The sequence below is a fragment of the Planomonospora algeriensis genome, from assembly GCF_977012225.1.
The window spans coordinates 1-2,011 of sequence record NZ_CDRNDK010000752.1; the positions used below are offsets into that span (position 1 = coordinate 1).

General features: G+C 75.9%; 1 protein-coding gene and 1 pseudogene. One reads left to right on the forward strand and one right to left on the reverse strand.

Annotated features, from left to right (window positions below; translation table 11 throughout):
• Positions 1-1,272, forward strand: a pseudogene (locus ACWJ6R_RS35385) (chromosome partitioning protein ParA); the annotation flags it as partial.
• A gap of 113 nt (positions 1,273-1,385) precedes the next feature.
• On the opposite strand, the gene ACWJ6R_RS35390 reads toward ACWJ6R_RS35385, so the two are convergent.
• A partial coding sequence (locus ACWJ6R_RS35390; protein ID WP_449066388.1) for an SbcC/MukB-like Walker B domain-containing protein occupies positions 1,386-2,011 on the reverse strand: 626 nt, incomplete at its 5' end.

Below are 2,011 nucleotides of genomic sequence, written 5' to 3' on the forward strand. Positions count from 1 at the left end.
GGGCGGCGGCTGGAGGGCGCCCGGGCCGCCGTGCAACTGGCCGACGTCGAGCGCCGGCTGGCCGAGCGGCGGACCCGGCTGACCGAGCTGACCGCGGCGCTGGCCGAGATCTCCCCGGCGGTGGCGGAGGCCGAACGGCGGGCGGGCGCGCTGGACTTCCGCTCCCGGACCAGGAACATGGAGATCGAGCGGCTGGAGGGCCTGCGGGCCCGGCACGAGGCCGAGCGGGCCCGGGTCGCGGCGCAGGCGGCCTCGGTCGAGGCGGAGCGCGAGGCGCTCGGCCTGGAGGCGCTGACCCGCGAGTGGGGCGGCACCGCCGAGCAGGCTCGCGAGTGGCTGCGGGAGCTGCCCGAGGCCGAGCGCCCGCTGACCGCCGAGGAGTGGTGGCGGGCCGCCGAGCGCGGCCTGGACGAGGCCCTGCGCGACACCTTCCCCGGCGAGGAGACCGAGATGCCGGAGGAGCTGCGGTTCCTGATCCGGCAGCGGACCGAGCCCGGCGCGGGCCGGACGGCACGGGAGCAGGCGACCTTCCCCGGCGTGTGCGCGGCGCTCTCGTCCTACCTGCGCGGCCAGGAGGAGTACGAACGGCACCAGCGCCGCCAGATCGAGGCCCAGCTCACCACCCGGCAGCGCGACCTGGCCGTCGCCGCCAAGGGCGCCGAGGAGGCGGCCCAGTCCACCGCCGTGCACCGGGCGGCGCTCACCGCGGCGATCAGGGCGCGGCTGACCCGGGTGGCCGAGGAGTTCGACAAGCTGGACACCTCCTACGGCGGGTACGGCGCGACGCTGGAGTTCCCGGTCCCGGCCGCGCCCGCCGACCCCGAGCAGCGCTGGGCCTGGCGGGTGACGCCCAAGTGGCGCCGGGGCGAGGGGCAGTCCTTCGTGCCGTACAACCGCAGGGCCAACACCGCGCTGATGGACGAGAAGGCCGTGAAACTGGTCTGCGCGGCGGCGATCGCCTCCTCAGGCGGCGGTCACCTCTGCCTGGTCCTGGACGAACTGGGCCGCAACCTCGGCAAGGAGCACCGGCGCGAGGCCGTGGCGCTGTTCCGGCGGATCGGCGAGACCTACGGGATCACGGTGATCGGCGCGCTCCAGGACGACATGGAGCCCTACGCGGTGGACGCCTGCGGGCAGTACGTCAAACTGCGCCGCTCCTCCGACGCCATGCCGTACAACGAGCCTCCGGTGATCATCGGCCATGACCGGCACGCCGAACGGGTCCGGGCGCTGATGTCGTCCGTCAGCCGTCCCCCGGTCCCGGTGGAGTGACCCGGCCGGCCCGCCGGACGCCCTCGGCGGTGCGGCGGGCCGGGTCCGGATCTCCACCGGGATCCACCGGCGCGGCTCCGGGCCCCGCCCACCGGTCCGTCACTGGCGGATCGTCACTGGCGGATCGTCGAGCCGTGGCGCTCCTTGCGGACGTGCAGGCGGGCCGGGATGCGGGTGCGCAGCTCGCCGACGTGGCTGACGATGCCGACGGCCCGGCCGCCGTCGCGCAGGCCGTCCAGGATGTCCAGGACGCCGTCGAGGGTGTCCTCGTCGAGGGTGCCGAAGCCCTCGTCGACGAAGAGCGTGCCGAGCTCCACTCCCCCGGCCTCCGCGGCGACCACGTCGGCCAGGCCGAGGGCCAGCGCCAGCGAGGTGATGAAGCCCTCCCCTCCCGACAGGGTGGCGGGGTCGCGGTCCACGCCGGTCCAGCCGTCGAGGATCCGCAGGCCGAGCCCGCCGCCCGACCGGCTCCGGTCGCCCGCCGCGCGGCGCAGGTCGTGCTGGAGGAGGTAGCGTCCGCCCGACATGTGCTCCAGGCGCTCGTTGGCCGAGGCGACCACCTGGCGGAGCCGCTCACCCAGGACGTAGGACGACAGCCGCATGCTCCACTGGTTGTCGGCGGAGTTGCCACTGGTCAGCGCGGCGAGGCTCTCGGCGAGGCGGTGCCGTTCGGCGGCGGGCCGCCAGCGGTCCAGGCATCCGGCCAGCTCGGTGCGGAGCGCGGCCAGCCGGTCGCGGC